The sequence below is a fragment of the uncultured Flavobacterium sp. genome, from assembly GCF_963922255.1.
In the GTDB taxonomy this organism is placed as follows: Bacteria; Bacteroidota; Bacteroidia; order Flavobacteriales; family Flavobacteriaceae; genus Flavobacterium.
Map to the genome: position 1 here is coordinate 56,358 of NZ_CAWUIC010000015.1, position 26,472 is coordinate 82,829.

Annotated in this window: 20 protein-coding genes; 12 read left to right on the plus strand and 8 right to left on the minus strand. The window is 29.1% G+C overall.

Annotation, left to right across the window (positions count from 1 at the left end; translation table 11 throughout):
* Nucleotides 1-32 precede the first annotated feature (32 nt).
* Nucleotides 33-1,001 carry a Gfo/Idh/MocA family oxidoreductase gene (locus AABJ49_RS11880; protein ID WP_338378496.1) on the minus strand — a complete coding sequence of 323 codons (969 nt, stop codon included), beginning with the start codon at nt 999-1,001 and terminating at the stop codon, nt 33-35.
* Nucleotides 1,002-1,179: 178 nt separating this feature from the next.
* Between AABJ49_RS11880 and AABJ49_RS11885 the strand changes: the two genes are divergently transcribed.
* Genes AABJ49_RS11885 through AABJ49_RS11895 form a run of 3 tightly spaced genes read left to right on the plus strand, consistent with a single transcriptional unit; the run spans nt 1,180 to nt 5,573 of the window.
* Nucleotides 1,180-1,821 (plus strand): protein-L-isoaspartate(D-aspartate) O-methyltransferase, encoded by a 642-nt coding sequence (locus AABJ49_RS11885; RefSeq protein WP_338378497.1) that lies wholly within the window; start codon nt 1,180-1,182, stop codon nt 1,819-1,821.
* A gap of 10 nt (nt 1,822-1,831) precedes the next feature.
* On the plus strand, nt 1,832-2,074 hold the full coding sequence (locus AABJ49_RS11890; protein ID WP_338378498.1) for a hypothetical protein: 243 nt from the start codon (nt 1,832-1,834) through the stop codon (nt 2,072-2,074).
* Nucleotides 2,067-5,573 (plus strand): transglutaminase domain-containing protein, encoded by a 3,507-nt coding sequence (locus tag AABJ49_RS11895; RefSeq protein WP_338378499.1) that lies wholly within the window; start codon nt 2,067-2,069, stop codon nt 5,571-5,573. Before AABJ49_RS11890 ends, AABJ49_RS11895 begins: the two co-directional genes overlap by 8 nt.
* 28 nt (nt 5,574-5,601) lie before the next feature.
* Here AABJ49_RS11895 and AABJ49_RS11900 read toward each other — a convergent pair whose 3' ends face one another.
* The gene (locus AABJ49_RS11900; RefSeq protein ID WP_338378500.1) at nt 5,602-6,651 is read right to left on the minus strand and encodes a Fic family protein; all 1,050 of its coding nucleotides are present in this window, start codon (nt 6,649-6,651) and stop codon (nt 5,602-5,604) included.
* Nucleotides 6,652-6,706: 55 nt separating this feature from the next.
* Nucleotides 6,707-7,159, minus strand: coding sequence for an SsrA-binding protein SmpB (gene smpB, locus AABJ49_RS11905; protein ID WP_338378501.1), 453 nt, complete (start codon nt 7,157-7,159; stop codon nt 6,707-6,709).
* A gap of 85 nt (nt 7,160-7,244) precedes the next feature.
* Between smpB and AABJ49_RS11910 the strand changes: the two genes are divergently transcribed.
* Nucleotides 7,245-8,810 carry a S8 family serine peptidase gene (locus AABJ49_RS11910; protein ID WP_338378502.1) on the plus strand — a complete coding sequence of 522 codons (1,566 nt, stop codon included), beginning with the start codon at nt 7,245-7,247 and terminating at the stop codon, nt 8,808-8,810.
* Between the two features lie 196 nt (nt 8,811-9,006).
* Nucleotides 9,007-9,174 (plus strand): hypothetical protein, encoded by a 168-nt coding sequence (locus AABJ49_RS11915; protein WP_338378503.1) that lies wholly within the window; start codon nt 9,007-9,009, stop codon nt 9,172-9,174.
* An 89-nt stretch (nt 9,175-9,263) separates the two neighbouring features.
* Here the strand turns inward: AABJ49_RS11915 and AABJ49_RS11920 are convergent, their stop codons facing one another.
* Genes AABJ49_RS11920 through AABJ49_RS11930 form a run of 3 tightly spaced genes read right to left on the minus strand, consistent with a single transcriptional unit; the run spans nt 9,264 to nt 12,740 of the window.
* Nucleotides 9,264-10,112: an aldose 1-epimerase family protein gene (locus AABJ49_RS11920; RefSeq protein ID WP_338378504.1), complete on the minus strand. Its 849-nt coding sequence runs from the start codon at nt 10,110-10,112 to the stop codon at nt 9,264-9,266.
* Complete coding sequence (locus tag AABJ49_RS11925; RefSeq protein ID WP_338378505.1) at nt 10,113-11,591, minus strand: hypothetical protein; 1,479 nt, start codon at nt 11,589-11,591, stop codon at nt 10,113-10,115.
* A 6-nt stretch (nt 11,592-11,597) separates the two neighbouring features.
* Nucleotides 11,598-12,740 carry an ABC transporter ATP-binding protein gene (locus AABJ49_RS11930; RefSeq protein WP_338378506.1) on the minus strand — a complete coding sequence of 381 codons (1,143 nt, stop codon included), beginning with the start codon at nt 12,738-12,740 and terminating at the stop codon, nt 11,598-11,600.
* 437 nt (nt 12,741-13,177) lie between these two features.
* On the opposite strand from AABJ49_RS11930, the gene AABJ49_RS11935 reads away from it, so the two are divergent.
* On the plus strand, nt 13,178-15,382 hold the full coding sequence (locus AABJ49_RS11935) for a M1 family metallopeptidase (protein WP_338378507.1): 2,205 nt from the start codon (nt 13,178-13,180) through the stop codon (nt 15,380-15,382).
* A gap of 220 nt (nt 15,383-15,602) precedes the next feature.
* A complete protein-coding gene (locus tag AABJ49_RS11940) occupies nt 15,603-15,998 on the plus strand; it encodes a glycine zipper family protein (protein WP_338378508.1) in 396 nt (131 codons plus the stop codon).
* Nucleotides 15,999-16,124: 126 nt separating this feature from the next.
* Here the strand turns inward: AABJ49_RS11940 and AABJ49_RS11945 are convergent, their stop codons facing one another.
* A complete protein-coding gene (locus tag AABJ49_RS11945; protein ID WP_338378509.1) occupies nt 16,125-16,661 on the minus strand; it encodes a GNAT family protein in 537 nt (178 codons plus the stop codon).
* Between the two features lie 157 nt (nt 16,662-16,818).
* Between AABJ49_RS11945 and AABJ49_RS11950 the strand changes: the two genes are divergently transcribed.
* Nucleotides 16,819-17,136, plus strand: coding sequence for an HPF/RaiA family ribosome-associated protein (locus tag AABJ49_RS11950; protein WP_338378510.1), 318 nt, complete (start codon nt 16,819-16,821; stop codon nt 17,134-17,136).
* A gap of 242 nt (nt 17,137-17,378) precedes the next feature.
* On the opposite strand, the gene clpB is transcribed toward AABJ49_RS11950, so the two are convergent.
* Nucleotides 17,379-19,967 (minus strand): ATP-dependent chaperone ClpB, encoded by a 2,589-nt coding sequence (gene clpB / locus AABJ49_RS11955; protein ID WP_338378511.1) that lies wholly within the window; start codon nt 19,965-19,967, stop codon nt 17,379-17,381.
* 172 nt (nt 19,968-20,139) lie between these two features.
* Between clpB and ytxJ the strand changes: the two genes are divergently transcribed.
* From ytxJ to AABJ49_RS11975, 4 genes are all read left to right on the plus strand, one after another.
* The gene (gene ytxJ / locus AABJ49_RS11960; RefSeq protein WP_338378512.1) at nt 20,140-20,538 is read left to right on the plus strand and encodes a bacillithiol system redox-active protein YtxJ; all 399 of its coding nucleotides are present in this window, start codon (nt 20,140-20,142) and stop codon (nt 20,536-20,538) included.
* Nucleotides 20,539-20,915: 377 nt separating this feature from the next.
* A complete protein-coding gene (locus tag AABJ49_RS11965) occupies nt 20,916-24,011 on the plus strand; it encodes a TonB-dependent receptor (protein WP_338378513.1) in 3,096 nt (1,031 codons plus the stop codon).
* 11 nt (nt 24,012-24,022) lie between these two features.
* Nucleotides 24,023-25,588 (plus strand): RagB/SusD family nutrient uptake outer membrane protein, encoded by a 1,566-nt coding sequence (locus tag AABJ49_RS11970; RefSeq protein WP_338378514.1) that lies wholly within the window; start codon nt 24,023-24,025, stop codon nt 25,586-25,588.
* A gap of 229 nt (nt 25,589-25,817) precedes the next feature.
* On the plus strand, nt 25,818-26,472 hold a 655-nt coding region (locus AABJ49_RS11975), incomplete at its 3' end, for a BspA family leucine-rich repeat surface protein (protein WP_338378515.1).

The window sequence follows — 26,472 nt, forward strand, 5'->3', positions numbered from 1 at the left end:
AATTTTACTAAATATCTTAATGGTTAAATTTTTTATTTTTCATTCATAGAATCAATAATCATATAAGCTACTCTCAAAGCTTCCGTTCCATCTTCTAATGTTACAATTGGAGTTGAATTATTTACAATTGCATCAGCAAAAGATTCCAATTCATCTAAAATGGCATTGTTTGGAGACACTTCTGGATTATCAAAATAAATCTGTTTCTTTTCACCTTCTGCATTTTGTAAAATCATATCAAAATCACCAGGAACTTCTGGAGCTTCTTTCATTTTTACGACTTCACAAATTTTATCTAAATAATCTACTGAGATATACGCATCTTTTTGAAAGAAACGAGATTTTCTCATATTTTTCATCGAAATTCTACTTGAAGTAATGTTGGCAACACAACCATTTTCGAATTCAATTCTAGCATTAGCAATATCTGGAGATTGACTCAAAACAGAAACACCACTGGCATGTACCGCTTTAACTTTAGATTTTACAACACTCAAAATGGCATCAATATCGTGAATCATTAAATCTAAAACCACAGGAACATCTGTGCCTCTTGGATTGAATTCAGCCAAACGATGCGTTTCAATAAACATTGGACTTTCAATTTGATTTTTCACAGCTATAAAAGCAGGATTAAATCGTTCCACGTGTCCAACTTGGCCTTTTACATTATATTCTTTAGCAAGAGCTATGATTTCTTCAGCTTCTTCAACAGTTGTTGAAATAGGTTTTTCTATAAAAACATGTTTTCCAGATTTGATAGCTACTTTAGCACATTTATAATGTGAAAGCGTAGGAGTTACAATATCCACAACATCAACAGCGTGAATTAACCTTGCGATAGTGTCAAATTGTTTATAACCAAATTCGGCTGCTACTTTTTTTCCATTTTCAAGATTATCATCGTAGAAACCAACTAATTCATATTTTTCAGATTGTTGCAATAATCGTAAATGTATTTTTCCAAGATGACCAGCACCTAAAACTCCGACTTTTATCATAAAAATTAAATTTTATCAAAAGTACTAAATATATAAGAAATTCCAATAGTAGAAATTCCAAATTCCAATTTAATAGGATAAAAAAGAACTATTTTATTTAATCTATATATTTTGGAATTTGGGATTTGCTTTTTGGAATTTTTAGGTATATTTTTACCATTCAAATTTATATTCCAAATTGAAAAACACAGCCAAACATCAGGGTCTTCGAAACCAATTAGCCAAATTACTTGAAGATAAAGGAATTACAGATAAAAATGTCTTAGCAGCTATAAAAATTATTCCGAGACATTTGTTTTTAAATTCGAGTTTTGAAGATTTTGCATATCAAGATAAAGCATTTCCAATTGCAGCTGATCAAACTATTTCACAACCATATACTGTAGCATTTCAGACTCAACTTTTAGAAGTAAAAAAGGATGATACTATTCTTGAAATAGGTACAGGAAGTGGGTATCAAACAGCTGTTTTATGTGCAATGGGAGCAAAAGTGTATACTATTGAAAGGCAAAACGAATTATTTAAAAAAACATCTCTTTTATTACCTAAATTAGGAATTAGACCCAAAAAAGTAATTTTTGGAGATGGCTACAAAGGTTTGCCAGAATTTGCACCTTTTGATGGAATTATTGTAACTGCTGGAGCACCATTTATTCCACAACCTTTAATGGCTCAATTGAAAATAGGAGGAAGGTTAGTTATTCCTTTGGGAGAAGAACATCAAATTATGACGATGTTGATTCGTAAAAATGAATCGCAATTTGAAAAACACGAATTTGGTGAGTTTCGATTTGTACCTTTATTAGAAAATAAGAATTAAGAAAATAAAAATGAAAAAAATTATATTAGGATTGCTAATGATTTGCAATCTGTCTTTTGCGCAACAAAATTATTCAAAAGTTTTAGGTTTATTACTGGATAATAAACGTGAAGAAGCAAGAAGTTTATTCGATAAACAATTTGCAAGTCAAAAATTGAATAATATTGATTTATTGTTTTTAGATGTTTTGATAGATGAAGAACTTGGTGAATCAAATTATAATGAGACTTTAGAATATAGAGAAATTGCCTAATTCTCAATATTATATAGCTCCATTTATTAATACAAATTTTATTTTTAGTAATATTAATGATGAAGGTTACAATGATTTAACATTTGCTAAGATTGATTTTTTAAAAAATTCTGAAAAGTTTAAAAACTTGCCAATTGTTAAATATAGAGCAGCAGTTTCAGCAGTTAAAAGAAAGAAAGAAGAAGAAGCTAATACATATTTTAAAGATTTAAATGTCATTAAACAATGGGAATTTTGTGGGGTTTTTGAAAATTTAAATGGCAGTGGTCTTAATACAGAGTATGAACCAGAAATTTATGCTAAAAATGACAAGCTTTTTGATGCTAGTAGCAATGGAAAGGTTGGTTGGTATATTCCTAAATCATACAGTAGTGAAGTTTACTATCATGTTACTAATGAAACGGAATATGGAAACGGAATAATTTACGCTCAAACGTTTGTTGATGTTCCAACAGATAAAAATTATGCAATTAGTTTTGGAACTTCGTCAGCAATAAAAGTATTTGTAAATGATGTTGAAGTTGCAATTAAAGAAGAAACAGGAAGAACAAATTTGGATGCATTTAATGTAAAAGTTAAATTAAAGAAAGGAATAAACAGAATATTATTTAAGGTAGAAATAGTTTCAAATTCAAATTACTTTTCGGGGCAAATTAAAAATATTGATGGAACATTCGCACCAGAATTAATTGTTTCCAATAAATATAAAAGCTATAATGTATCTACCTATGAAGAATTAGAAGTTGAAGAAGTAAAATTAGATTATGAAAAATATTTTGAAGATTTAGTTAAGAAAAATCCTGAAAATGTGTTGTATAAATACTATTTATATCATGCATATAGTTGCAACAAAAAAAAGGAATTAGCTCATAATGTTATTGAAGGTTTAGACGAATTATATCCAAAAAGTTCATTTATATCAAAAATATTTTTAAACTATTATAATATGGATGATGAATTTCTGAAAGGTCAAGAAATCATCAAAAACATGGAAATTTATGATAAAGATTATTATTTAGTAACAGTTAATAAATTGCAAGATAGTGATTGGTTAAAATCTGCTCAAATAAGTGAATTAGAAGAATATAGTAAAAAATCAAAAAAATATAAATCAACTTATATTTATATGATGTTTGATTTTATTATTGCTTCAAGAAAATCTGACTTGGACGGAATGATTTCAATTTTTGAAAAGTTATGTCAGGAAACCTATAATAACGATAAGTTTAAATTAATGCTGGCAAATCTTTATAAATCCATAAAGAATGATAAAACAAAATACTTATCAATAATTAAAGAAATATTAGAAACAAGAGATAATATTGAGGCAATATATGCTCTTCAAGATTACTATAATGATTCAAATAACAAAGAAGAAGTAAAGAAAATAGCTCTAAGTTTACTTGATAGAGAACCAAGTTATAATTATTTAAGGAATGGTATGATTGATATTCTAATCAAGGATAATCAATATGATGAAGCATTAAAATTAATAGATGAAAACTTAGAATATTTTCCTTATTCATTCAATAATTTTCAAACTAAAGCCAAAGTTTTTAGTTTAATGAAAAATGATAAAGAAGCCCAAAAATATTATTTAAAAGCCTTATCTCATAATTCTTCGAGTATATCATTAAGAGAAAAACTTTATGATTTGATGAATATTCATGATGAAATTGAAGATGTTGAAACAAAAGAAGTTTATGAACTTATCAAAAAAAGAAGGAATACTTCATTAAAAGGAAATTATGGAGTAACTATATTGCATGATGAATTTATTGTAAATGTTTTTCCAGAAGGAGGAAGAAACTCAAAAGTTAGAATTATATATGAAATTACAGCCGAAAATGGAATTGAAAATTTAAAGGAGTATAGTTTAAATACTTATAATGTAAATTTAAAAAAGTCTGAAATAGTTAAGAAAAACGGAAATTTAGTTCCAGCAGAAACAAGTAGTGATATGTTAGTTTTTCCTAAACTAGAGGTTGGAGACGTTATTTATATTGAATATGACTATACTTCTAATTCTTATGGAAGATTTTATAAAGATTTTGAAGCTTCTTCAGTTATGAACGGAAGCTATCCTTCTATGGAATCAATTTTTACAATAATCCATGAACCTGAATTAAAATTATATGTTAATTACAAAAATGGAGAAATTCCAATGGTGGAGAAAAAATTAAAAAACAAAATAATTAAACAATGGAGAAAAACGAATATTCCATCCATTGCAATTATGGAATCTTATTCTCATGAATACTCAGATATTACAAATGAAGTTAGTGTTTCTACTATTAAAGAATGGAAAGAAATTGCAAATTGGTATTCAGATTTAGTTAAGAAAAATATTAAATTTGATAAAATAACAAGCAATACTTTTAATGAAATATTTCCTGATGGATTCAAACAATTTTCAGAAAAAGAAAGAGCTTTAAAAATTTATCAATATATAGAAGATAATATTACTTATAGTTATTTAGACTTTAGACAAAGTGGTTATGTACCTCAAAAACCATCAAAAACTATTTCTTCAAAATTAGGAGATTGTAAAGATTTATCAACATTATTTGTAACATTAGCTGAAAAATCAGGTTTAAAAGCTAATCTAGTTTTAGTGTTAACTAATGATAATGGATTAAAATCACTGACTTTACCTTCAAAAGATTTTAATCATTGCATTGTAAAGGTTGTTATTGATAACAAAGATGTTTTTCTTGAAATGACAAATAAATATTTACCATTTATGACTTTACCTATGTCACTTTATAATGCAAGTGCTTTAATTGTGTCATTTGATAAAGCTGAAAATGAATCTGCAAAACTTATAAAAATTCCTTTCAATAATGCAGTTACAAACATTTTAAACTCTAAATATGAAATAGAAATAGATGATAATTCAAAAAAATATGTAAATAAGCACACTTATCAAGGATTTAGTAAAGGATATTATACTGAGTTATTTTCAAATGCTACCACAGAAGATATTCGTAAAAAAGATTTAGAAGAATACTATAACAGTAGATTAAATAATCTAATAGTTTTAGATGAATCTAAATTAATTTCCACATCTAAATATGATCCAATAATAGAATTTGAAACAAAGTTTACTATAAATGAACGTTTGCAACAATTGGGAAGTTTAAAAGTAGTTTCAATTCCTTTTATAGATAAAGTTTATACAAAAGATATAATCAATGAGGCAACTAGAAATTATCCAATTTTATATGCAAATTATGAGTCAACAAATGAATATAATACAGAAATTATACTAAATATTCCAGAAGGTAAGAAGTTTGTTGAAATTCCAGAAAGTAAAGTATTTAGTTTTAAAAATCATCAATATAATATAAGCTATGAATTAGCTAAACCAAATCAACTGTTGGTTAAACGTAAAGTAACATTAGATTGGGAAGATATTCAAACTAGTGAATATGCACAATATAAAAAATATGTTGAAGATATATTAGCAACAGAAGAACAAATTGCTGGTTATAAATAATTAAAAAGTCCCAATCAAGGGACTTTTTTTATTGCCTAATTATAGAAATATATCGTTCTAAGCTTTCTTTTTCTGTTTGAGCAATAAACAGCAAAAAATCTTCATTATTGTTTGAAGTTTGTGCAATTTCTAATGCTTTATAATACTTCATTCTTGAGTCGTAATCTCCTTTGATGTTAGCAATTACATAGCCATTTTGCAAGAGAATAAGATTCATAATTAAACGAGAAGTTCTTCCATTTCCATCAATAAAAGGATGAATTGTTACCAATCTTTCATGCATTTCTGCTGCTAGAATTATAGGATGCATCTTATTTTTATTTTCTAAAAACCAAATAAAATAATCTTCCATAGCTTTTGCAACTAAAAACGGTTGTGGTGGCATATGAGCACTGCCTTTTATCATTACTTGCACTTTTCTATATTTACCAGCATCTTCTGGAATAATCCCTCGAAGAATTAAATTATGAATAGATAAAACTTCTCTTTCATTAAGCTGAAAGTTTCTATCAATTAACTGTTTTATGTAATTTATGGCTTCTTGATGATTAATAGCTTCAAGATGTTCTCTCATACTTTTTCCTGAAACCGTTAAACCTTCATTAACTACTAAATCAGTTTCTCTTAAGGTTAATGTGTTTCCTTCTATTTTGTTACTTTCAAAAGTGTATTCTAACTCTAAAGCTTGAGCAATTCTAAAACTATCAAACTGACGAAAGTTGTCTAATTCTTTTTTTAATAAATCAATATCAACTAAAATAGTTTGCAAATTTTTTGAAAGTGGTTTTCTTTTAAAAGCTGCATTATAAATAGCTTCTTCTTCTGCTAATTGTAATGCTTTTAAACCGAATTCTTCATCTTTGATTTCATATAGAATTCTTGCTTTGATCCATTCTATAATGAGTGTTTCATAATCAATTTCTAAAACTTCAGATAGTTTTTTTACTTGTTCTTTTGTTGGTTTTCTTGAGCCATTTTCAAATTTACTTATTAATGCTTGATCAATACCAATCAGTTGTGCTAACTCACGAGTTTTTAGATTTTTTTGCTCTCTAGCATTTTTTAACAAAGCATTCATAATATTGACAAATTAATTCTTGACAAATTTAGTCATAATTTTGAATAAAAAAAATTTAAAACGATTTTTTTATCCTGTCAATATCTCTTTTAGAATCTTGTTCTTTTAAAGATTCACGTTTGTCGTAATTTTTCTTTCCTTTTGCTAATGCAATTTCAAGTTTAGCTAAACCTTTTTCGTTGGTATATAGTTTTAAAGGAACAATAGTTAATCCTTTGTTTTGACTATCTTTTTCTAGCTTTTTTAATTCTTTTCTATTTAAAAGTAATTTACGTTCACTTTTAGATTTGTGATTGTAATACGTTCCGTATTGATATTCTTCAATATGAGAATTGATTATAAAAAGTTCATTATTATGAAATTCACAAAAACTTTCGGCAATAGAAGCTTTTCCTAATCGTATAGATTTGATTTCTGTACCAGTTAACACAATACCCGCATTGTATTTGTCTAATATTTCATAGTCAAATTTTGCTCTTTTGTTAAATATGTTAATCATTTTTTGCATAGATTGCAAATGTAAGGTAAAACATTAAAAAAGCAATAAATTTATGTTCATAAGATAATTTATAAAGTTATAAACAGTTTAATTTATGAATAAAAAAAGTATTACATTCGTAATAACTAATCTAAATTATTGCCACATGCGTAAAAATTATTTTAAATTTTTAATTTTTTCATTATTTGTTGTCGTGTCTTGTACTGATGACTCAAATATTGACGTAGAGAAAACTACAATAAATTTTGATGAAACTCTACTTTCAACAAAATTGATAAATCGAGCCATTAATGAGTCTGTGCAAGCTACAGGAAGATTTTATTGGAAAGATGCTTCACTTCAAATGTTATGGAGTGCTACACAGCATGGTAACAAATTAGTTACTATTGGTTTTGGAACTGACAAAGAAGATTTTGATAAATCTAAATCACCAAAATCAAGTGAAATAGAATCAGAATTATTAAACCTTATAGCAAATTCAGAAAAATTAGAAATTCACAAAATTGTAGTTTATAAAGATGAATTTTTAAATATATTTGATGTAGTTATTACTAAACAAGAAACATTAGAATTATTAAGAAAAAATCAAAAAATTAGATATGTTGAACCAGCAGATTACAAGTATTTTCAATATGAAACTGAAAATAATACCTACAAATCTTCAAGTTCTGGTAGTTCAGGTTGTGGTTTTGATACTGCAACATTAAGTACTTCGGATTATACTACTGTTACTCCAAACGCAAAAGCTCCTTGGACTTTTTATAAGCATAATATTCCAACTGCTTGGAATTATAGTTCTGGTGCTGGAATTACTGTAGGAGTTATCGATACAGGAATATCTCCAAGTCAAGTTTTAATGGGAAGTAGCTTTAACAATGGTTTATCTTCAGGAAGAACTATTCAAAAATACGGAACTTATGTAGATTCTATTTGGCCTTGGAGTTCTTCAACAGATGGACCAAACGACCAATGTGGTCATGGAACAAGTATGGCTTCAACAGTTGGAGCACCAAGAAATAACACTGGGATGCCAGTAGGAGTTGCATACAATTCAAATTTAATTACCTACAGAGCAGCATCAAATGTGGTTTTAGATGGTTATCACGAACAAAAAGGTGTTCAAAATGCATTTACTGGTTTAGGAAATAACTCAAATGTAAAAATCATTTCTATGTCAATGGGACATATTTTTTCTGTTGGAAGAATTGAAGATGGTGTTAGATATGCCAATAATAGAGGAAAACTAATTTTTTGTGCTGGAGGAACTTCAACTAGTTTTACCACTTTTGTAGGGGTTATTTTTCCGGCTTGGATGTCAGAAACTGTTGCTATAACGGGTTTGAAAGATACAACAAGTTATCAAAAATGTAATGTTTGTCATACTGGCTCTGAAATTGATTTTACAGTTGTAATGGAGCGTTCTTCGACAGGAAATACTTCTCCTGTTTTAAGTTATTATACAAATCAAGCAAATTATGTAGGTGGCTCGTCTGTTGCAACAGCTACAACAGCTGGAATTGCCGCTTTAGTATGGGCAAAACATCCAACTTGGACAAAAGATCAAGTGTTTACAAAAATGAAGCAGTCAGCAGCTTATTATCCAACTAAAAATTCACAATTTGGGTATGGAAATGTAAATGCACTTTTAGCAGTTCAATAATCTTAAATTAAATTAAATTGAAAGAACCATTCAGAATATTTCTGGATGGTTTATTTATTTGAATTATTCTTTAATCGATTTAAAATAAACTTTAATCGATTTTATATTGATTTCTCAGAAATTCTAGAGAAAATAAGTGGAATAATATAATTTATTAATATAAATTTAGCTGTAAAATTAAAATAAGAAGCTATAAATGAAAAATGTTTTCACGTTATTATTTGCAATTATCCTATTTGATTCTTGTGTAACTAAAGAAGAAGATAAATTGTTAGAACAAAAAAATGATGACACCATTCAACATAAAATTCAGATGATTGAAAGCGGAGGAATTATTTTACCGGATAATAGAGATAAATTATAATTTTTTGTTCTAAAATAGGTGTTATTTTATAAAGTTATTTTATATTTGTTTGTTTTGGTTGAACGATTTCTAATTAAGTAACACCTTTTTTATTCAATTTCAATATGGAAACTACATTGGAAAATCGCTTCAGAATTTAACACCTGAATCGATTTTTTGTTGTGAATATTTCCATCTGAAGTTGTTTCGTCAGCATGACCAAACCAAGGTTCAATACAAATAAACGGAGCATTTTGTTTAGTCCAAATTCCTAAAAAAGGAAAACTATCAAAACTTACTTTTAAATAAGGATTATTATTTTTTAGAACATTAACTTCATTAGATTGTAGATGTTTAAAAACCAAGGCATCATTCTCAAAGAGCGAATATTTTAATGGAATAAGACCATTTTTACTTTCAATTAAAGTTGATTTTCCATCAAAAAGTTCATTTTCTAAATGATGTGTTTTAAAACGTTCATCAATATTGAATTGTAAACTATAATCCTCAAAACGGGTTGGAATCGAGAAGGCAGGATGTGCTCCAATGTTAAAAGGCATAATTTTGTTAGAATTATTGATAACCAAATAACTGATTGTTAGTTTATTGTCTTCTAGTACATATTTTAATTGTAATTCAAATTCATAAGGAAAAACTTTTAAAGTTTCTTCATTTTGCATTAAAGATAATACTACCATGTTTTCAGACTTTTCAATAACTTTAAATTCAAAATTTCTTGCAAAACCATGTCTTGGCAAAGAATATTCTTTTCCATTTAATGTATAGGAATCATTTTTTAATCGACCAACAATAGGAAATAAAACAGGTGAAGTTTTGTTCCAGTAATGCTCATCAATTGTCCAAATATAATTGGTATTGTCTTTAAAGAAAGTTTCTAATTCAGCACCAAAGTGATTAATTGATGCTGAATAATTTTTATCTTTTAATAGTGTTTTCATTTATTCTTCTGCAATTCCTTTCCAATTTCTAATAATTCTACTCATAACAAACAAAATAATAACACAAACAATAAAGTTTATGGTTATCATATTTACAAAATTTTCTTGTAACCAATTATATTCTGGAGAATTGTAACCATATTCAATTGAATATTCATACGATTGATAATATTGCATGATTAAGCCATAAATTAAAGGAATCATTAGTGGAAAACTCCATAATAGAATATTTAAAACGACTCTTGAAAACCCTATACCTTTTCGTTGCATGTAAATTGCAGCAAAATATATTTTCAATATTCCAAAAGTGATTAAAACAAGATAGAAATAAGTTAAAACAGAAGGTATGAATAAAGTAAATATACCAAATAAGATATTTAGAACACCAACACAAACTACGGCAATTAACCAACTTTTACCAGTTGTTACTTTGAATGAAAATACCAGTAATGATAACCCTAAAGCACCACATAAAAAAGCTAAAAAAGCTTCATATTCTAAAAATACATTCGTATGAGCGTCGCTTATAGTATCATAATTAGATTTTAAAATGTCTTGCTGTACAAAATAATTTGAATATTTGTTTTGGTTTCTATTGTTAGGAATCATTTTATTTTCATAATCACCATATTGAGCCTCTGATTCATATTCGTCAAAATAAGGTTTTATATAAGTAAAATTTGCAAAATCTGGATATTTATATACTTCTTTAAACCATTTATTGGTTTTCAAATTAGTCTTTAACTGATGTTCATTTACAATTTTCAAATAATCATCCATTAAAGTTTTTACTTTTTCTTGTTGGTTATTGATTAACCAATTTTTTACTTCAATAACTTTTAGCGAATCTTCTTCTCTAGAAATTAAACTAAAATCATAAGATCTTCTGTTGAGTAACGAATATTGAGCGTATTTTTTTCCTTGAAATATCATGGAATCTTTATAAAACAACTGATAATATTGATATTCACCATTAATAATTGTGTCATTTAAAACTGATTTGGTAGAATCAACTTCTGTTTGAGCAAAATAACCATCAATAAATAAATCAGCTAAAGCAATAGTTTCACATCTTTTAGTAGCTTCTGTTTTAGAAAAATAACTTCTTTCGTGCAGTTGTTTTCCAATACTATATGGAATAAAAAAGGAAACCAATAGAAAACATATTACAAAAACTTGAAACCATTCATAAAATAAAGCATTTTTACTTTTCTTATAAAATGATTTTAAAGAATTGTTTTTAAAGTAATAAACTAACCAAAGAATAATGATTAATATAGCAATTAAAACACCAAACATTATAGCAGTTGTTTCGCTATCGTAATAATCTCTTCCTGTAAAATCGATGCTTCCATTTAAATAACCAATTCCAAAATATATAATATGAAACAGCATTCCAATCAGTAGCATGGGAACAAATTTAGTATTCCAAATCAAAGGATACTTTAATAATAATTTCTTTTGAATATCTTTAAGCATAATGATTTAGTTTACAAAAAAACGTCTTGTTGAATTAGAAATATTTCGCATATAACTAATGGTAACGTTTTGGTTAATTACAGTTTTCATAAAGTCGGTTACGGTAACATGATCAGGAAAAGTGGCAATTATAGTTCCACCGTTTTGTTCCATGTTTTGAAGATGTAAACTTTCAAAAGCAGTTTTTAGTTCGCTTAAAGATTGTGTGCTTTCAAATTCAATTACCAAATGTTTTTCGTCATTTTCTTTACCAGTATTTAGGTTTTTTTGAGAACCTTTTTTCAAGAAAACAACTTGATTAGAAGTTTTCTCCACTTCATACAATTGTTGCGAACTTAGAACAATTGCAATTGGTCTAAACGGTGAATTGGCTATGTTTCTAAAATCATCTAAAATGGTTTGTTGTGCCAAAATATCAAGATTTGCTAACGGTTCATCAATCAATAAAATTTTCGGTTTTCTAAGCAACATTCTAGCTAATTCAAAACGCATTTTATACCCAGAAGATAAATTATTCCAACCATGATTTCTGAATTTTCTCAATCCTAAACGAGTAATAATTAAATCAACAACCAAATTATTTTCTTCAGCAGAAAAACCATAACAACTAGCTGTAAACTCTAAGTTTTCATACATTGAACCTCTCCAAGTTTCTGTTCTTTGTGGAATATAAACTAATTTGGTTCTCAAATCAAAAGAATCATCATACTCAAAATTATAAGTAATAGTTCCACTTGATGGATGTAATTCACCACATAAACTACGTAAAAGAGTAGTTTTTCCATTACCATTTTCACCAACTAAACCAATTATTTCACCTGTTTTTATTTTTAAATCAATTGGACCAAGTGTAAATGAGCTATATTGTTTAACTAGGTTTTTAACTGAAATAATATTCTGATGTTCATTCAAACTTTTAGATTTTAAAAAAGCATGTAGTTCATCTAATAAAACATTTAGTTTATTCTTTATTTCTGATTCATTCGATTCATTTGTGTCTAACCAATTTAAAAACACATTGGTTTTTTCATAAAAAAGAATGTTTTCTGTATCCAAAGTAAAATCAATCACTCTTTTAATGACTTTATTGTAATCGTCAAAATGCAAAAGTTCTTTTACTTGTTGGAATTGTTTTTCAAATTCTGTCATATTTATTTAAAATTTCTTTTTAAAAGTGAATAATTAATGTATCCATAAATTTCCGTTATAGCATTAATTTTATACCAAATGAGCTTCTTTATAAGACCTTTTTTTTTAAAAAACTTGTTTTAAAGGACAATTTTCAAAATCAATTATGGCTTCAATAGAATTAAACTCTAATTCGTTTAAAGCAAAAGGCACTAATATTTTGACAGCTTTAGTTCTATAGTCTTTGTTACTATGTTATGGTAAAATAATTTAACCAAGTTCCGTTAATCTTCTAAATTGTATACGTTCAGAAGTTATTAATGGAAAAGGAGAAAAATTGAGCGTAAGCATTTACAAATATTTTAGATGTGAATATAGTAAATATTACAATTGCTAACCAAAATTTTCGTTAATTTGCTTATCATTAATTAAGTTAATATTAATAAAAAACCATTTCAATGAAGAACTTTTTCTCAAAAGCTATTACAATAGTAGCTTTATGTATTGGGTTTTCTAGTATTCAAGCACAAGAAACAAAAGAAAACAAGTACAGTTATGTGGATGCATTTGCACCTAATTTTTATACTAAAAACGGTAACGAATTCCGTTCTGCAAGTGGAAAACCAGGACCTAAATATTGGCAAAATAAAGCTGATTATAAACTAACAGCAAATTTAAATGAAACCGCAAAAACGATTACGGGTTCAGTAGAACTTACTTATACAAACAATAGTCCAGATGACATGGAATTTATTTGGATGTACTTAGAACAAAATTTATTTGCTAAAGATTCTCGTGGAAATGCAGTTGTGCCTGTTAGTGGTTCAAGAAATGGAGCAAAAGGAGAAGAATTTGATGGTGGACATAAAATAAGTAACTTAAATGTAGATGGAAAGTCTGCTAAGTATGAGATAACAGATACAAGAATGAAAGTTATGCTTGATAAGCCATTAAAAGCTAATGGTGGAAAAATTAAAGTTAGCATGAGTTTTTCATTTATTTCTCCAGAATATGGTTCAGATAGAATGGGATATTTACCAACGAAGAACGGAACAATTTATACAATTGCACAATGGTATCCTAAAATGGCAGTATATGATGACGTTAGAGGATGGAACATTCAACCTTACTTAGGAGCTGGTGAATTTTATTGTGAGTATGGAGATTTTGAAATGGCTATTACTGTTCCTTCAAATCATTTCGTGGTTTGTTCAGGAGATATTACAAATGCTTCTCAAGTAATGACTGCTACAGAGCAAGCAAATTGGGCAAAAGCTAAAGAAAGTGAAACTACTGTTATGGTACGTTCGTCTGATGATTTAAAAAAATTGACAGCTAATGGAACAAAAACATGGAAGTTTAAAATGGAAAACACCCGTGATGTTGCTTGGGCTTCTTCTGCAGCTTTTATTATTGATGCAGCAGGAATCAACTTACCAAGTGGTAAAAAAGCAATGGCAATTTCGGCTTACCCTATTGAAAGTGAAGGGCAAAAAGCTTGGACTCGTTCCACTGAATATACAAAAGCAAGTATTGAAGGTTATTCAAAAAGATGGTTAGAATATCCTTATCCGGCAGCAATCAACGTTGCAGGTAATGAAGGTGGAATGGAATATCCTGGAATAGTATTTTGTAAATACACTTCAAAAGGTTCAAGTTTATGGGGAGTTACAGACCATGAGTTTGGGCATGCATGGTTTCCAATGATTGTAGGTTCTAATGAAAGACAATTTGCTTGGATGGATGAAGGCTTTAATACTTTTATTAATGGTGTAAGTTCTGAAGATTTTAATGCAGGTGAATACAAAGAAAAAAAAATCAGTATGCATAGAATGGCTGAATATTTGACGAATCCTTCATTAGAACCAGTATATACTGCTCCTGATGGAATGAAAGAACGTAATTTAGGTACTCTTGCTTATTATAAACCAGGTGCAGCTTTAGATTTACTTCGTAATGAAGTTTTAGGAAAAGAGCGTTTTGATAGAGCTTTTAGAACTTATGTAGAAAGATGGGCTTTTAAACACCCAACACCAGATGATTTCTTTAGAACTATGGAAAATGTTTCAGGTGAAGATTTAGGATGGTTCTGGAGAGGTTGGATTTTAAACAATTGGAGATTAGACCAAGCAGTAACAGGTGTAAAGTATAATAAAAATAATCCGAAAAACGGTGCCATAATTTCAATTGAAAATTTAGAGAAAATGGCAATGCCAGTGACTTTAGAAATTGAAACGATTTCAGGAAATAAAGAAATTGTAAAATTACCTGTAGAAGTATGGCAACGTAATACTAGTTGGTCATTTAATTATAATTCAACAGAAGAAATAAAAAAGGTAACAATTGATCCAGAGAAAGTATTACCAGACTCAAATGACGAAAATAATATTTGGAAAACAGAAGGATTTGAAGCTCCAAAACCAGGAAAATATGCTGCTTATGTTGGAGAATATTCAAGTAAACAAGTACCTGTTACAATTAGTGTTTATGAGGAAGGTGATCAATTAATTATGGCTGCAAATGGAGAAGAGTTAGCAGTAGAAGACAAAGGAAATGGAACTTTTACCGAATCTTCTCAAGGAATGGAAATTAAGTTTGCTGATGATAAAAAAAGTTTTAAATTAGCAGTTCAAGGTCAAAACTTTGATTTTACTAGAGATTAGATTTTTTAAACAAGCTTTAATACAAAAAAGGACTTCAGAAATGGAGTCCTTTTTTTATGTGCGAGAAGAGTTTATATCCTCTTTAAAAAAAATATAAGTTTTATAATAAGAAATGAATAATTACTCAAAATTCTGTAACAAATTGATTAAATCCTGTAAAACGAATTATGTATAGTGATTGTATGTTTGTAATGTTATTAATCATTAAAAATATAACATTATGAAAAAGTTAAGCCTATTATTAATTGCAATGAGTGTTATCTCATGTAAAAATACAGATAAGTCGGATGCAGATTTAGCCAAAGAAGCAACCTTAGACTCTTTAGAAGTTGTTTATGCAAAACAAAGAGTAATCGATTCTATGAATGATGCTATGGTTAGACAACAAGCACAACAAAAAGAAGTTATAATTGTAAATCAAACTGCCGCAACTCCTGAAAAGAAAAAAATGAGTGGAGCTGTTAAAGGGGCTCTTATTGGAGCAGGAGTAGGAGCCGTAACTGGAGCAGCAGTTAGTGATCAAAAAGGAAAAGGAGCCGTTATAGGTGGTTTAGCTGGAGCAGGTGTTGGAGCAGGTACAGGAGCTATTATTGACGATAAGAAAAAGAAAGAATAATGAAATATTATATGAGTTAGTGCTATATAAGTTGGTTAGTTAAGATTACTTTATTACCATTTAGTATTCTTGCTAGAAACCCTTTCAGTTTTGCTGAAAGGGTTTCGTATTTTTATTAGTACCTATTTAATACTCTGATTTTAATAGAGAAAAAACAGCTGAATCTTCATAAATTCCATCTTTTAGATAATGATTTCGAAGTAAACCTTCTTGAATGAAGCCAAATTTGGTAAGTAATTTAAAAGAAGGAATGTTTTCTAAGCTCAATAAAGCTTCAATTCTTAACAAGTTCATTGTTTCAAAGCCATAGGAAATAATTGGTTTTAATGCTTCGGTCATTAGACCTTTATTTTTATAATCGTCACTGATTAATCCATATCCAATTTCTGCTCTGTTGTGATCAGTGTACCATGTATGATAACCACACCAACCAATAACTAATTGAGTTTTTTTATCAATGAGTTGAAAATAAACAAAGGTTTTGTTGTAAGTAGCTAATCCTTTTTTGTGTTTTACTTGTTCTTTTTTTAAATCTTCTAAAGAAGTTAATCCTAAGAAATGCAATTGTTCTTTTTCTGAAAGTGTTTTGTAGATATGGTCATACACTTCAGGAGTTAGTTTTCTGAGTAAAAGACGTTTGGTATTTAGGGTGGTTAGTTGCATTTTTATAATTAGATAGTAAATGTAAAAAATCAATTTGAATAATTTCTAATTTTAGTTTTTAAAAATCTCTAACGAATATTAAAATTATCCTAAATTCTTTTGAAAACTGAGCTTATTGCTGTAATTTTAAAATATTAATTAAAAAACAGAAAACTATATGCAAATACAGATTAACACCGACAACAACATTGAAAACAGTGAGAGATTAACTAACTTTTTTTCAAATGAAGTGAAAAATGAATTGGAACGTTTTGATAACCTAATAACAAGAGTAGAGGTTCATTTTGGAGATGAAAACAGTGAGAAATTCGGTAAAAATGATAAACGTTGCTTAATTGAAGTGCGTGTAGCTAAAAAGGAACCAGTTGCTGTTACTGATTACGCAGACACAATCGAAAAGGCTTTTAATAATTCGCTTACTAAAGTGAAAAAAGTACTGAATTCTACTCATGAGAAAATGAGAGAAAATTATTAATTTAGATTATAGGTCAAAAGGTTTTGGATTCATAATGATAAAATTAATTCATTATATACATTTAAAAAATCTGAAATAAATTTTGGTTAAAGCAAAACACCCAACATTCTATTTTGAACGTTGGGTGTTTTCAATCAAACTAACTAAACTATACTAAATTAAACTAAACAAAAATCAATTTCAAGTTCAATAGCAATTTCAAAATGTAATCTGCTAACTAATTACTGAACACTGAATACTACTTATTCATTTCTAAAAACTAATTTACCATCAAAACTATCTAGTAATATTATACTATCTGTAGTAATTTTTCCAGATAAAATATCTTTTGATAATTCGTTTAAAACTTCTCTTTGAATTACTCTTTTTACAGGTCTTGCTCCGTATTGTGGATCGAAACCTTTTTCGGCTAAATAATCAATTGCTTCAGGTGTAGCATCAAGCGTTATTTGTTGATGAGCTAACATTTTGGTTACTCCTTTTAATTGAATGCTCACAATATTTCTTATGTCTGCATTAGTTAATGGGGTGAATAATACAATTTCATCAATACGATTAATAAATTCTGGTCGAACAGTTTGTTTCAACAAACCTAAAACTTCCACTTTTGCAGTTTCAGTTGCAGCTTCTATACTTCCTTTTAAATTATCAAACTTCTCTTGTATAATATCACTTCCCATATTGGAAGTCATGATGATAATTGTGTTTTTAAAATCAGCTGTTCTTCCTTTGTTATCGGTTAAACGGCCTTCATCTAAAACTTGTAGCAATATATTGAAAGTATCAGGATGCGCTTTTTCAATTTCGTCTAACAAAATCACAGAATACGGTTTTCTTCGAACAGCTTCTGTTAATTGTCCACCTTCGTCATAACCAACATATCCTGGAGGAGCACCCACTAAACGACTTACGCTATGTCTTTCTTGGTATTCACTCATATCGATTCGCGTTAAAGCACTTTCATCATCAAATAAATATTCGGCTAACGCTTTGGCTAATTCGGTTTTACCGACTCCAGTTGTACCTAAGAATAGAAATGAACCGATTGGTTTTTTCATGTCTTGTAAACCAGCACGACTTCTACGAACAGCATCACTCACAGCTACAATAGCTTCTTGTTGACCTACAACTCGTTTGTGTAATTCGTTTTCTAAATTCAATAGCTTTTCACGTTCCCCTTGAAGCATTTTCATTACTGGAATTCCAGTCCATTTGGCTACAACTTCTGCAATATCTTCACGAGTTACTTCTTCTTTAATTAATGAAGTTCCCGATTGATTTTCGGCTAATTGAATTTGTAAAGCATCTAAATTTTCTTGAGCTTCTTTGATTTTTCCATAACGAATTTCGGCTACTTTTCCATAATCACCATTTCGTTCAGCTTGTTCAGCTTCTAATTTTAAATCTTCAATTTCTTGTTTTACACTTTGAATATTGTCTACAACGTCTTTTTCAGCTTTCCATTTGCTGTATATTTCATTGCGTTCTTCTTTCAAGTTGGCTAAATCTAAACCAAGACCTTTTAATTTTGTTTCATCATTTTCTCTCTTTATGGCTTCGATTTCAATTTCTAATTGCATGATTTTTCTATCCAAAACATCTAATTCTTCAGGTTTTGAATTGATTTCCATACGCAATTTAGAAGCCGCTTCATCCATCAAGTCAATGGCTTTATCTGGAAGAAAACGATTTGTAATATAACGCTGTGATAATTCAACTGCACCAATAATAGCATCATCTTGAATTCTTACTTTATGATGGGTTTCATATTTTTCTTTAATTCCACGTAAAATAGAAATTGCACTTTCAGTATCTGGTTCATCCACAATAACTTTTTGAAAACGTCTTTCTAATGCTTTGTCTTTCTCAAAATATTTTTGATATTCATCCAAAGTCGTTGCACCAATGGCACGAAGTTCTCCACGAGCTAAAGCAGGTTTTAAGATATTGGCTGCATCCATAGCACCTTCACCACCACCAGCACCAACTAAAGTGTGAATTTCATCAATAAATAGGACAATGTCACCTTCGGCAGAAGTTACTTCTTTAACTACAGCTTTTAAACGTTCTTCGAACTCACCTTTGAATTTTGCACCAGCGATTAAAGCACCCATATCTAAAGAAAAAACAATTTTATCTTTTAGATTTTCAGGTACATCACCATCAACTATTCTATGCGCTAAACCTTCTGCAATTGCTGTTTTACCAACACCAGGTTCACCTACTAACATTGGGTTGTTTTTGGTTCTTCTGGTTAAGATTTGTAATACTCTACGAATTTCTTCATCACGTCCAATCACTGGATCTAGTTTTCCACTTTTAGCTAATTCGTTTAAGTTTTTTGCATATTTATTTAAGGCATTATACGTTTCTTCGGCTGAAGCTGAGGTTACTCGCTCTCCTTTTCTTAATTCGGCAATAGCACTTTCTAATCCTTTTTCGGTAACTCCTTGATCTTTTAAGATTTGAGCAATTTTACTTTTTGATTTGAAAATAGCTAAAATTAAATGTTCGATAGAAACGTATTCATCATTCATTTTTTTGGCAATGGCAATAGCTTCGTTCAACATGTATGATGTATCACGAGACAACTGAATTTCACCACCTGTTACTTTTGCAAAACTTTGTAATGTGCTTTCTAACACTTTTTTGAAAAGGTCAATGTTTACATTTAGTTTTTTTAGAATAAATGGAGTTACGTTTTCATCGACTTCTAACAAACCTTTAAAAACATGTTCGTTTTCAATTTGTTGATGGCCGAGACTTTGCGCAATTTGCTGAGCTTGTTGCAAAGCTTCTTGCGATTTAATGGTTAAATTGTTTAAGTTCATATATTTTTTTATTTAAATCTGTTTTAAAACTAACATTTCAATTAACTTAATTGTTTTACATTTGTTGTGTACAAATCAATAAATGTACCTATACAAAATTAACGACAAAATGACTGTTTTTAGATGATATTTATCATATTTATCGGTCAAAATGTCTTAAAAACAGACAATTATGGGATTTTTAGATAAATTATTTGGAGGAAACCCTTCAGAAGAAAAAAATGAAAATAGAGTAGAAGCTAAATTTTATACTTTAGATGATATTAAATTATTGGATGAAGTTGACGCTATTTCACAAACAAAACCAGTGGTGCTTTTTAAACACAGCACAAGATGTAGTATTAGTCGTTTTGCATTAAAACGTTTTGATGCTGAATTTAATTATGCTGATAATCAAATAGATTGGTATTTGTTGGATTTATTAAACCACAGGGATATTTCAAATGAAATTGCCCAACGCTACACTATTCAGCATCAATCGCCACAAATTTTAGTAATAAAAAGTGGTGTTTGTGTTTTTTCATCAACTCACGATGGAATTGATGCTAATGATTTGAAACGTTTTTTATAAAATCATAAATTTATGAATAAAGTCTAACTTTTTATTCATGTGTCTTAATATTAAGTTTTTAAAATTTCTCATTAAGTTTTTTATTTTTTAATTAAAAGTTAATCAAATGTTAATTTTAAAAATATTATGTAAGAAAATAATTATTATTTAAAATGAACTATTTGTTTTTTTGTATCAATTTGATGATTATTTATCAATTTTTTTACAAATAAAACAAAAGGGATGTTAATATGTTGAGACATTGTAAATAGAGGTTTCTTTATATTTAATTGATTTTTTTTTTCATCAAATTATAATTTTTTCAGGTAAGATTCATTCGACACTGATTTTTCATTTTGTTTTTCGATTATTTTTGAAGACTAACTAATCTAATATTTATGAAGAAAAACAATCTATTAACAGTAATGTTTTTTTTGATTGGGTTTACCTTATTTGCCCAACAGAAACAAATTTCAGGGACAGTTTCTGATTCAACAGGTCCTTTAACGGGTGTTACCGTCGTTAACAAAACAACATCGAGCGGAACTACAACGGATTTAGATGGAAACTACACAATTACTGCAAGTGAAAATGATCTATTAGAATTTTCATTTGTAGGTATGGAAAAGCAATCTGCTTTAGTAGGAAAGACAAACTCAATTAACGTAGTTTTAAAAGAGAACATTGAATCTCTTGAAGCGGTAGTTGTGATAGGTTACGGAACTCAGAAAAGAAGTGAAGTTACGGGTTCAGTTTCTCAGATTAAAGGTGATGCTATTCAGAATTTAGTAACTCCGAGTTTTGAAAGTCAATTAGCCGGAAGAGCAGCAGGTGTTCAAATTACTACTTCTAATGGTATAGTTGGAGATGTTCCAAGAATTAGAATTAGAGGTATTTCGTCTATTAATTCAGGGACATATCCTTTAATTGTTATAGATGGTTTACCTGTTTATACTGGTGATATCGGTGGTTTTGCCAATACAAATGCCTTGGGAGATTTAAATCCTAATGATATTGAAACTTATGATGTTCTAAAAGATGGTGCAGCTACCGCTATTTACGGGTCTAGGGGTGCAAATGGAGTTATTTTAATAACTACCAAAAAAGGAAAAAAAGGTACTCTTCAAGTTGATTACAACAGTGTAGTGGGGTTTGCGTCAGCTGTAGAAACATTTGATTTGTTAAAAACGAATGACTTTTTGACTATTGCCAATGAAAAAAGAGCTAATAGAGGTCAACCAGATTGGGCAATAGGAAATGAATATGATACAGATTGGCAGTCGGCAGTTTTAAATAAGAGTGCTTTACAAATGAACCATAGCTTATCTTTTAGTGGTGGGTCAGATAAAACAAGATATTTTTTATCAGTAGCTTATGCAGATCAAGAAGGTGTTGCAATAGCAAATAATATGAAACGTTATAATATCAGAACCAATTTAGAGCATGATATTAATAAATGGTTAACTATGGGTGCTGGTATTTCTTTAACTAGAACTGAATATAATGGATTGAATACAGGAAGAAGTTCATTATCGGGTAATATATTTAATGCTACAAGACAATTGCCAAACACACCAATTTATGATGCTACTCATCCTACAGGATATAATTTATCAGCGGATAATTCTGTGGTAGGTCAGGGTACTAATACCGATCCAGTTGGTGATAATATTACTAATATTATTTATGTTTTAGACAATAATAGATATTATTCTAAAGTGAATAGAACTTTGGCAAATATGTTTGCTTCTGCTAAGTTAACGAAAGAATTAACTTTTAGAATGCAAGGTAGTGTTGATAATCCTTTAACAAGTGGTTTTTTATATTGGAATCCAGTTCATGGAGATGGAAGAGGGTCTAATGGTAGATTACAAAATGATAATACTGATTTATTACGTTGGAATTGGCAAAATAATCTATCATATAATAAAACCTTTTTAGATTCTCATAATGTATCAGCAACTTTGGTATCAGAATATCAAAAACAAAAAAATCAATATATTTTAGGAGTTGGGACTGATTTATTAGATCAATTTTACAATCAGAACTTAGTAACAGGCTCATATGGTACACAAGAATCTGGAGGAAGTGTAACTGAAAACGGAATTATATCCTATTTAGGTAGATTATCATACAATTATAAACAAAGATATTTTTTACAAGGTTCTTTTAGAAGAGATGGGATTTCTAGTTTAGGAGATGTTAACAGATGGAGTAATTTTACAGGGTATTCTGCAGGTTGGAATGTTGCTAATGAAGAATTCATGGCAAGTATTAACAAATATATTAATGAGTTTAAAATTAGAGGTTCATATTCTCAAGTAGGAAATGCGAGTATTGGAAACTATCCATATTTAGGTTTAACTACAGCATCCCAATATGGCACACTTAACGGCATTGCGTTTTCTCAATTTGGAAATGATGCATTAAAATGGGAATCAAGTAAGAAAACTGATTTTGGGGTTGATTTAGGTTTGTTAAATAACAAATTAAAACTAACATTTGATTATTTTAAAAATGACATTGATGGGTTAATTTTACAAGTGCCTGTAGCTCATTCCTTAGGAGTTCCAAATAATTTTATTTCAAAAAACATTGGAGCATCCTTAAATAAAGGTTTGGAATTTTCTGTAGACTATAATGTTATAGATAAAAATAATTTTAAATGGAATATTGGAGCAAACTTAACTTTAACTAAAAATGAAATTGTTTCACTGCCAAATGGAGCAGATATTTTGGGAGGTTCAAGTACAGATACTAATATAGCACCAAATATAATAATTAGAGAAGGTGAATCAATGAATTCTATCTATGGTTATCAATATTGGGGAGTAAATCCTGCAAATGGAAATCCTGTTTACTATAAAGCAGATGGTTCACTAGTACAAGGTAATATTCCAACAAGCACTTATTTTGTTTTTGATCTTGCTAATCCTGGAGATTTGAGTACAGCTTCTTCTTTAGTAGCCTCAGAAGACAAAAAGATTCTAGGAAATACTCTACCAACTTATTACGGAGGTTTTAATTCAAATTTTTCATATAAAAATTTAGATTTGAGTTTCTTATTTAGATTCAGTGGAGGGAATAAAGTGTTTAATTCTACTAGAAGAGATTTAGTAACTCAAAATTTAAACAATAATAGTACAGAAATTTTAGGAAGATGGCAAAGTGTTGATCAGCCTGGAGATGGAGTTACTCCAATGTTATATGCAAGTTCAAACACTTTTACAAATTTAACGGGTGCTGCTACAACTAGATTTGTTGAAGATGGTGATTTTATTAGTTTGGACAATGTTTCTATAGGATATAGTTTACCACAATCTATAACTAGTTTAGTGAGAGTTGATTCATTTAGATTTTTTGTGCAAGCTCAAAACATTTTAATGATTACTAAATACAAAGGATTAAATCCTGAGATGGAAACATCAGGAGTTGATTTAAATGGAACACCTAGAGCAAAAGTATTTTCTTTTGGTGTTAATGTAAAATTGTAAAAATATTGAATATGAAAAAAATAGTAAAAATTTTAGGACTTTGTGTTTTAGTATATAGTTTTAATTCTTGTACAGAAGAAGCTATACTAGACTTGCAACCTATTAATAACATTTCTATCGACGATGCGTTTTCATCACCTTCGTTGATTGAAAGCTCAATGAATGGAGTTTATAATGCAGCGGCAATAGGTCAATATAATTCTACTACTTCAAATGGAGGTAGAGGATATGTTTGGGGAGCGGCATATGTACAGCAAGGAGATTGTAGAGGGGAAGATGTTGTTAATACAGCAACTTTTTATCAATTAACTTATACAGCAACTTATGATCCTACCACTGCAAACAATGTTTACTTCTGGGTTGATGGGTATAGATTAATAAATAGATGTAATTTAATGATTGAAGGAGTTAATAAAGCTGTTGCTGCAGGTATTATTTCTCAAGATGTAGCAAATAACTATATCGGGCAATCTAAATTTTTGAGAGCAATTACTCATTTTGAATTATTAAATCATTTTGCAAAAACCTATAATGATACACCAGGGGCAACTCATTTAGGTATTCCTTATAGAGAAGTTGGAGTGGATACACAAGCTGAAATAGATTCAGAATTATTAAAACCAAGAAACACTGTTGCTGATTGTTATACAAAAATTCTTGCCGATTTAAATGATGCTGAATTGATGATTACTAATACAGAATTAACTAAAGCTTCAAAAAATGCAGCAATTGCATATAAAACGAAAGTTTACTTACATAAAAGAGACTGGGATAATGTAATTTTAGAGGGTAATAAGTTAACTAGTTATAGTTTAGGAACATCACCATCAATAGCTTTTGATAGTCCCTATTCAAATAGTGAATCTATATTTTCAATTCTTCATGCAGCTACTAATAATCCAGGTGTGAATGCAGCATTAGCTTCTCAATATAATAGAAGAAGATTAGTATGTATTAGTCCAATTATTTGGAGAGACCCTAGTTGGTTAAATGATGATAAGAGAAGGTCAGATAATTCAACTTCAACAGAATCTGGAACTGGAATGGTGTTTACTTTTTCAGGTAGAAAATATACTAATAAATATAGAGATGGAGTTACTTATACAGATCCTGCTCCAGTTATTAGATACGCTGAGGTAGTTTTAAATATGGCAGAAGCTTATGCTAGAAAAACTAATCCAGATTTAACTAATGCACTTGCAAAACTAAATGAAGTAAGAAATAGAGCTTTAACGGATGTATCTACGCAGGCATACACAAGTACTTCTTTTACAACACCAGCAGCTATGGTTGGTGCAATATTGAAAGAAAGAAGGATTGAATTTGTCATGGAAGGAAAAAGATGGGGAGACATTCATAGATTACAAGGGGATAATTTACAACCAATAAATGGTATACCTGCAAAAGTTGCAAATGGAAATCCTGCTGCATCAACATTTACACTAGGGACACCTTATACTGGTGCTTTAGGAGTTGCAAGTATTCCGTATAGTGACTTTAGGTTTTTATGGCCAATACCACAAATTGAATTAAATAATAATCCAACTTTGGCTGCACAACAAAATCCTGGTTGGTAATTTTTTTGAGTTATGTTTAAGAAGCTATCTAATTTATTAATTAGGTAGCTTTTTTTTAAATATTAACTATTACTGTAGGAAAATTAAATACACTTTTTTTATCCAAAAAAAGTGTATTTATCGTATTTATAAACGAGTTAATTAGTAGGTTATGTAAAAAAGAGTGAAAACACTTATTAATTTTAAGTAAAAACAATTATCTTTGTAAAACACATAAAATAAAAGGATTATGAAAAAAAGAATTACTTTCTTATTTCTGTTCTTTGTAGGAACGATGCTATCGCAAAGTTTTATTACTACATGGAAGACAGACAATGTAGGTACATCAGCTTCAAATCAAATTACGATTCCAACACAAGGGAATGGATACAATTTTAGTATCGATTGGGAAAATGATGGTATAATAGACGATACTAACGTAACAGGAACTATTACACACACCTACCCAACAGCTGGAACTTATACTGTAGCTATTACAGGTAATTTTCCTAGAATTTATTTTAACAATACTGGGGATAGATTGAAAATTCTTAGTGTTAATCAATGGGGAAATATTCAATGGAATACTTTCCAAAACTCATTCTATGGATGTTCTAATTTGGTGATTAATGCAAGTGATGCTCCTGATTTAACTTCTGTAACTAACCTAGCAAATGCTTTTAGAGAAGCATCTTCTATGAATCAAAATCTTAGTTTGTGGAATGTAAGTAATGTTACAAATATGGCTAACATATTTAATGGAGCTACTCTTTTCAACCAAAATATTAGTGGCTGGAATGTAAGTAATGTCACAAACATGGGAGGAATGTTTAGAGACGCATCTTCATTTAACCAAAATATTAGTGGCTGGAATGTAAGTAATGTCACAAACATGGGAGGAATGT

Coding starts and splice junctions, on each gene's coding strand:
- AABJ49_RS11920 (WP_338378504.1), bottom strand. CDS start 10,112: ATGAAAACACTATTAAAAGATAAAAATTATTCAGCATCAATTAATCAC.
- AABJ49_RS11915 (WP_338378503.1), top strand. CDS start 9,007: ATGAAAAATGTTTTCACGTTATTATTTGCAATTATCCTATTTGATTCT.
- AABJ49_RS11890 (WP_338378498.1), top strand. CDS start 1,832: ATGAAAAAAATTATATTAGGATTGCTAATGATTTGCAATCTGTCTTTT.
- AABJ49_RS11900 (WP_338378500.1), bottom strand. CDS start 6,651: ATGAATGCTTTGTTAAAAAATGCTAGAGAGCAAAAAAATCTAAAAACT.
- AABJ49_RS11880 (WP_338378496.1), bottom strand. CDS start 1,001: ATGATAAAAGTCGGAGTTTTAGGTGCTGGTCATCTTGGAAAAATACAT.
- AABJ49_RS11940 (WP_338378508.1), top strand. CDS start 15,603: ATGAAAAAGTTAAGCCTATTATTAATTGCAATGAGTGTTATCTCATGT.
- ytxJ (WP_338378512.1), top strand. CDS start 20,140: ATGGGATTTTTAGATAAATTATTTGGAGGAAACCCTTCAGAAGAAAAA.
- AABJ49_RS11910 (WP_338378502.1), top strand. CDS start 7,245: ATGAATAAAAAAAGTATTACATTCGTAATAACTAATCTAAATTATTGC.
- AABJ49_RS11965 (WP_338378513.1), top strand. CDS start 20,916: ATGAAGAAAAACAATCTATTAACAGTAATGTTTTTTTTGATTGGGTTT.
- AABJ49_RS11930 (WP_338378506.1), bottom strand. CDS start 12,740: ATGACAGAATTTGAAAAACAATTCCAACAAGTAAAAGAACTTTTGCAT.
- AABJ49_RS11970 (WP_338378514.1), top strand. CDS start 24,023: ATGAAAAAAATAGTAAAAATTTTAGGACTTTGTGTTTTAGTATATAGT.
- AABJ49_RS11925 (WP_338378505.1), bottom strand. CDS start 11,591: ATGCTTAAAGATATTCAAAAGAAATTATTATTAAAGTATCCTTTGATT.
- smpB (WP_338378501.1), bottom strand. CDS start 7,159: ATGCAAAAAATGATTAACATATTTAACAAAAGAGCAAAATTTGACTAT.
- AABJ49_RS11950 (WP_338378510.1), top strand. CDS start 16,819: ATGCAAATACAGATTAACACCGACAACAACATTGAAAACAGTGAGAGA.
- AABJ49_RS11935 (WP_338378507.1), top strand. CDS start 13,178: ATGAAGAACTTTTTCTCAAAAGCTATTACAATAGTAGCTTTATGTATT.
- clpB (WP_338378511.1), bottom strand. CDS start 19,967: ATGAACTTAAACAATTTAACCATTAAATCGCAAGAAGCTTTGCAACAA.
- AABJ49_RS11945 (WP_338378509.1), bottom strand. CDS start 16,661: ATGCAACTAACCACCCTAAATACCAAACGTCTTTTACTCAGAAAACTA.